We start from the raw sequence: 6,442 nt of genomic DNA on the forward strand, positions 1-6,442 counted from the left end.
ACCAGGTTTCGAAATCGAGGAAGCGCTTGGCCTCGGTGTCCACCTTGGAATAGAGGTTGTAGGGCTTGCTCCAATAAGTGTTGGCGAGGTTCAGCGATTCGAAATTGGCGACCAGATTGGCGCCGTCGAAAATGCCCGCGCCGAGATCGCCGGTCAAAGCTGTGAGCCACGTCCCGCCGAGCAGGCCGCCCAGATAGCGCATCGGATTCTTGCCGTGGACGCCCGCCCAATAGGAGAGCGGCGATCCGGCCAGCATGATCGGGCCCGTCAGGTTCGGGTTGAGCGCGGCCATCATCATGATCTGCCAGCCGGCCTGGCAATTGCCGATGACGATCGGCTTGCCATCGGCGTTCGCGTGCAATGTGGCGACCTTCTCGACAAAGGCCGCTTCGGCGCGGCAAACGTCCTCTATCGTCTGGCCGGGAACGGGTTCGGGCAGGAAGCCGACGAAATAGCAGGGATGACCCGCCGCCAACGCGGCCCCGATCTCGCTATAGTCCTTCATCCCGCCGATGCCGGGGCCGTGACCGGCGCGCGGATCGACCACGACGATCGGCGGCTTGCGCGGATCGGCCGCCACGCCCTCGGGCGGGATTACCCGGGTCAGCAGATAATTCACCGGGCGTTCCAGCTTGCGGCCGTCGGCGACCAGTTCGACCCCGAAATTCAGGACGTTGGGCGCCTTCATCGCCGCATGGTCGAAATAGTCGTTTCCGCGCTGTCGAAGAACGTCGAGACTCAAAACAAAACGTTGGGCCGCGTCGGTCCAATAGTTCTGCAAGGCGCTGAACTGCACATTCTGCTCAGACATCGCTCTCTCCCAATTGCTGTTTCGTTGCACTCAAGAAAATCTCGACGGCGCCATCTTGTGCGCGACCGCATGAAGGTTTTTTGACACACCGAGGGAACGCCGTTTCATCGCATCGCTCGGCCGGCTATCTCCCGTCGACGGTCGGAGATCATCCGTCCAAGATAATCTAACGCCAGCGCGATGGGTGGCGTCTTCTGGTCCTCCACGCTGCCCTGGACCACATCCTTGGCGAAACGCTCGACAGCCTGGTCGATCCCGGCGCGAATCTGGTCGAGTTCCTCCGTCGTCGTCGCCGCTTTGATCATGGCGATCACCTCGGGCACTTTCACGAGCAGGCTTTCGCTGGTTTGCTGCCCCCGCATAAAGCCGAGATAGCGCAATGCCGCCATCACGGCCGAAGCCAGGCCGCCAAGCAGCAACGGGCCATAATAGAGCCAGTCGCCATGCCGCTCCATCAAGGTCGTTTCCTCGCCGTCGTAATAAACCTTGGCGCCCGGGTGAATGGGGAATGCCGTGTCATTGTCCGAACTGGCCGGCTTGACGAGATTGGCGATCGGCGCATCGGCGGCGATACGCTGGCGGTTCTCGAATAGATTGCGGGTCAGCGTGGTGATCATGTCATCCCCAACGCTTCGGTCGACGACCAGATAAGTCGGTACGCGCAGGGTCGAAATTTCCTCCGACGGCAAAGGCGGAGCGCCGCCAAAAAGGCCGGCTGGGATCTCGCCCGATTCATAGGCGGGCGAAGCCTCGGCGATGGCGTCGCTTGCGTCTATCGGGACGAAGGCGAGTTTTTTCCCGACCGCATGGCGCGTCGCGGCCCAATTGTCCGCGACGATGGCGCTGCGCGTCGTCGGCACGACGAAGAGCAGGGCGTCGACGCTGCCCGCGCGCAACGCCGCAGCGATTGGCCCCGGCGCTTGCGGAAGCTCGACAACATTCAGTGTTACCCGAAAATGCCGCCGCAAAGTTTCAAGCAAGGCGTCGTTCGCCTGCGGCGGGCCGATAACGCCGAGCGTCTTGCCCTTCAACTGACCGAAATTTTCGATTTTGACCTTTTCCGGCGCGACGATGACGACCGGATCGCTATGCAGCAAGGCGACGGCGCGCGCCCGTTCCGACTTGCCGACGTCCGTCCGCGTGACCGCCATTTTGGCCTCGCCATTTTGCACCTTTTCGAGCGATTCGACCGGGCCGGACGTCGGCAGAATCTTGAGTCGAATGCTACTGTTTTCGGCGCCGAGCGACCGGCTCCAGGCGTTGACGAGGTCGGCGTCGTCCGAATGGGCGGGTCCCACCGCGACGGTCAGCACCGTCGGCTGGTCGACATGGCGCCAGGCCGCTCCGCCGAGGCCCAAAGCCAGGACCAGAGCGATCAGGGCGAGGATGCGCCGCCAGAAATTGTTCAATAGTTTACTCCTCACGTGAAACCATCTGATCGCTTTACGGGAAATTCAACTTCGGCGAGACATGCCGATGCCCTGGCGATCTTCCTGGCTCGCCATGGACCGGTCTTGGAGATCGAGCGGCGAAGCGGCGATGACCGCATCCAGGTGCGCGAGATATTTTCGAAGCCTTTCGACGCGCGCCGGCGGCAGAGGAGAACGCGCGAGGCTGACCAGGGCCGAGCGCATACGGCGCATCACCTGGACCGACGTCACCCCGTAGAGCCGGATTTCATCGAAGGCGAGGGTCAGATAGTCGTCCCATGACGGCATGGGAAGGACGAGCCTGACAATTCCATCCGCGTCCTTGATGACGCCGGCCGCCAACTGACTGCCGCCGAGCCTTCGCAACAGGTCCTCGATCTGGTCGATGGTCTGGACCGCCGTCGTCGGGTCGTTGATGGCGGGGGAGAGCGCCTTGATCGCCACGTCCACCAGGAGACGGATCGGGTATTTGGGGTCCTGCTCGAAAGTTCTTTCGCGCCTGAGTTCGATTGTCCGCAACAACGCGTCGTCGCGAATCGCCTCCCCTTTGCCCCTGACCCGCAAAAGCGGCGTGTCCTCGACCAATGTGTCGCCGACCGCGCTCAGCATGACGATGGTCGCCCTGGCCCCTTGCGCGAGTTTGACGAGAGCGTCGGTATTGATCCTGGCGATGGTGCGGGGCGGGCCTGAATAGCGCAGCTCCAGCATGACGGGTCCGAACGCGTGATCGTCAACAGCGGCGCCCGCCGTCTCGTCGGCAAGCAGCGCATTTTCCGGGAGCGGCGGGAAAAGTTCGCGAATGACGGCGCGGCCCCGGTCGCCGATCGTATGAAGCACGTTCGAGATCTGGAGGTCGCCGAGCCGCTGGATCAGCTTCGAAAAGAGGAAAAGGCTGACAATGATCAAGCCCCCCACGAGAAGCGAGGACACGAGCGGCACGCTCCCATCGCCCTCACGATCGACCCAGGCCAGTGTAAAAAGGGCGTAAATGAAGGTGGCGCTGAAGACGCCGAGCGCGTGAAAGAGGATCGGGTCTCGCCCAAACCAAAGCACGAGCCTTGGCGAATACGCGATCGCGCTGAACTGCACCATAACGAAAGCCATCGCGAACACGATGCCCGTCAACGCCATCATCCCCGAGGCGGCCGCCGACAGATAGGCCTGCGCCGACCCTACCGACATGCTGATGTTGTAGGACGCGAGATAAGCCTGCTCAAGCCGCGGCAGGGTGAAGCCGGCCAGGACAGCAGCCCCGACATAGTTCATCGGGATGACCCACATTCGCATTTCAGCCTCGCTTTTGCGCGCCGCCGCCGACGCGCTCATGGCCCGTCAAGAATTGTCCCGGCGAACGCTCCCGTGCGCCGCGCTTCCCCACAGATTGTCGCGGAGGATGAAGACGCTGACCAGAAGAACCCAGGACGGAAAAATGAAAAAGACCCAGTCCAGATACGCGTTGCCGACGAGAAGAAACGCCGCGAAAGCGTAGCCCAGAAAGGCGATCCAGCGTGCGGTCAGTTGAGTGCTGATAGCCAGGGTCGAGGTCGTGACCATAAAAACCGCCGCCATCTTCAGGACGTAGATATGCATGAGATCGTATGTGAACGCGCGGACGAAGGCCAAGGTGGCCGAGCCTGGAAGCACATCGGGAGTCGAGGCATGCGCTTGAACCAGCGCCCCCATGGCCGTCGCGGCGACGAACATCATGCCCAGGAACATAAGGCCGCTCCCGAGGAAAACCGTAGCGAAGAACTTGTCTTCCTTTTCCCCCAGGCGATCGCGCAAGACGCCGAGGAACCAGAAAAAGGCTATGCCGGCGAAGGGCAAGAGGCTCAGGGCGAGCGACACATTGCCGGAGCCCTCCTTCAGCCAGAGGCCGGTGTCGCGCGGGTCCACGGGCAGCGAGCGCCAAAGTAACGACAGGCTGCAAATGAATAGCACCGAGAAAACGATCCCGGCGATGGCCGCTGCGCGAGGCGTCCTCAGCCTGGAGTGAACCAGGCGCACATGTGGGGCATCCGCATCGCGTGACCGATCAAACATAAGCCTTGACGCCTGACGTCTAGCGCCTCGGAGAACCGAAGCGTTTCGTCGCGCCAGTCTCCACTATGGAATCGATCTAGTCGAGCGCCGCTCCCCGCGCTATCGTCCCGACTGCGGGCTACCGCAAAATTGCCGAAGCGGCGCCATTTTAGACGGAAAATGCCCAAACAACGTTCCAGTCAATCGCGCCGCCCGCAGGGGAATCCAAGAAAAGCAGCCGCAAGCAAAACAAATGGGCCGAAGAACATGCCCGCTCACGAAAAAGTGATGAAGCGCGCCCGGATGCAGACTGCCTATTTTGATGGAGTTCAACGCAATTAGACTTGGCGACCGTGTCGGCGCGGTGACGTCGTCGAAACAAGAGGTAGATTTTTCAGGCGATTTTTTGGCCTGCTCATGAGCACGGGAGCGGGCGGGTGATGGATCCAAAGCTAGGGCCGGGCGTTTCAGCATGGTCCGATCATTCGAACGGGGCTTGATTGTCATGACGTTAACCGAAACTGACAAACCGGTTCATGTGCGCCACGAGAAATACGAGCGGCTGATCGCGCGGGCGCAGGAGGCGCCCTCGGCGACGACGATCGTCGTCCACCCCTGCGACGAGACCTCGCTCAGGGGCGCGGTGGAAGCCGCCGAAGCCGGCATCATTGTCCCGGTCCTGGTTGGACCCAAGGCGAAAATCGAGAAAGTCGCCCGCGAAGCGGGTCTCGACATTTCCCGTTACACCCTCGTCGACGCGCCGCACAGCGAAGCTGCGGCGGCGCAGGCCGTCGCGCTCATTCGCGAAGGCAAGGGCGAACTCCTGATGAAAGGCAGCCTGCATACCGACGAACTGATGCGCGCCGTGACCTCCGGAACGACCGGGCTGCGCACCGCACGGCGGATCAGCCATGTCTTCATCATGACGTCCCCACCTATCCCGACGTGCTGTTCATCACGGATGCGGCGATCAATATTTTTCCCGATCTCAAGGTCAAGCGCGACATCGTCCAGAACGCGATCGACCTGTTTACCGGTCTCGGCATGGGCGTCCCGCGGGTCGCCCTGCTCTCCGCTGTTGAGACGGTCACGCCCGACATTCCCTCCACGATCGAAGCTGCGGCCCTGTGCAAGATGGCCGAACGCGGCCAGATCACCGGCGGCGTGCTCGATGGCCCACTGGCTTTCGACAACGCCATAAGTCTTGAAGCGGCGCACATCAAGGGCATCGAATCCGAAGTCGCGGGCCGGGCCCAGATTCTGGTCGTTCCGGATCTCGAGGCGGGAAACATGTTGGCCAAGAACCTCAGTTTCCTCGCCAATGCCGACGCGGCGGGAATCGTGCTGGGCGCCCGCGTCCCGATCATTCTGACTTCGCGCGCTGATTCCGTCCGCACCCGCATGGCGTCCTGCGCCATCGCCTCGCTTTACGCCGATGCGCGCCGTCGCATGGTGGCGTCCCCGGCGGAGTAAGCGCCATGGAAACGATCCTTGTCGTCAATGCTGGCTCGTCGAGCCTCAAATTTCAGGTGTTTGCAGTCGGAGGATCGCAAGGTCTCAATTGTCTGGTCAGGGGGCAGCCGTCGGCGTCGCTCACCGCTCTTCGCGCCGGACCGCGCGTCGCGTCAACCGCAGGCATGGCTATTGATCTTTTGCCGTGAGTCGCGCCCCTGTCACCGTTGGTTCGATTTATCCACCGTGAATGCAAGGGCGCGGCGCTCCGCTTGGATGACAAATAAAAAAGAAGGGGAGGGTAGCAAAATGGCTTCCAGCAAATTGCGCATGTTGGCCGCGGCCGTCGCGGCGGTTTTTATGCTTTCCGACATCGCCGCGGCGATGCCGATCGCCCCAGTGTCTGACTACAGTGGCGTTTCGCCGATTCTCGTGCGGCGCGGTGGCGGCGGTCGGGGCGGCTTCCACGGCGGTGGCGGTCGCGGTGGCTTCCACGCCGGCGGCGCACGTGGATTCCACGGTGGCGGCGCTCGCGGCTTCCACGGCGGCGTCGCGCGCGGCGGCGGCTATCGCGGCGGCGTCGCTCGTGGCGGGGCCTATCGTGGCGCGGCTTATCGCGGCGGCGCCTATCGTGGAGGGGCTTATCGCGGAGGCCGTGCGGTCGTTGTCGGCGGACGCGGTGCCTGGGGGCGCGGCTATGGCTGGGCGCCGGGCGGAGCGATCGCGG

Annotated in this window: 5 protein-coding genes and 1 pseudogene; 2 read left to right on the forward strand and 4 right to left on the reverse strand. The window is 62.6% G+C overall.

All coding sequences use genetic code 11. The features are described 5' to 3' along the window. From ACLP2E_RS03885 to ACLP2E_RS03900, 4 genes are all read right to left on the reverse strand, one after another. Window positions 1-811, reverse strand: an 811-nt coding sequence (locus ACLP2E_RS03885) for a DUF3141 domain-containing protein (RefSeq protein ID WP_442465202.1), incomplete at its 3' end; no start/stop codon positions are given. A gap of 104 nt (window positions 812-915) precedes the next feature. Beyond that, on the reverse strand, window positions 916-2,220 hold the full coding sequence (locus ACLP2E_RS03890; RefSeq protein WP_442465203.1) for a TAXI family TRAP transporter solute-binding subunit: 1,305 nt from the start codon (window positions 2,218-2,220) through the stop codon (window positions 916-918). 45 nt (window positions 2,221-2,265) lie between these two features. Continuing rightward, a complete protein-coding gene (locus tag ACLP2E_RS03895) occupies window positions 2,266-3,567 on the reverse strand; it encodes a DUF2254 domain-containing protein (RefSeq protein ID WP_442465204.1) in 1,302 nt (433 codons plus the stop codon). Between the two features lie 6 nt (window positions 3,568-3,573). After that, a complete protein-coding gene (locus tag ACLP2E_RS03900) occupies window positions 3,574-4,137 on the reverse strand; it encodes a hypothetical protein (protein ID WP_442465205.1) in 564 nt (187 codons plus the stop codon). A gap of 631 nt (window positions 4,138-4,768) precedes the next feature. Between ACLP2E_RS03900 and ACLP2E_RS03905 the strand changes: the two are divergent. Together ACLP2E_RS03905 and ACLP2E_RS03910 are read left to right on the forward strand one after the other, a co-directional pair. Further along, window positions 4,769-5,736: pseudogene (locus ACLP2E_RS03905) on the forward strand (phosphate acetyltransferase). 288 nt (window positions 5,737-6,024) lie between these two features. After that, a partial coding sequence (locus tag ACLP2E_RS03910; RefSeq protein ID WP_442465206.1) for a hypothetical protein occupies window positions 6,025-6,442 on the forward strand: 418 nt, incomplete at its 3' end.

Source organism: Rhodoblastus sp. (genome assembly GCF_052145335.1).
Taxonomy (GTDB): Bacteria; Pseudomonadota; Alphaproteobacteria; order Rhizobiales; family Beijerinckiaceae; genus Rhodoblastus.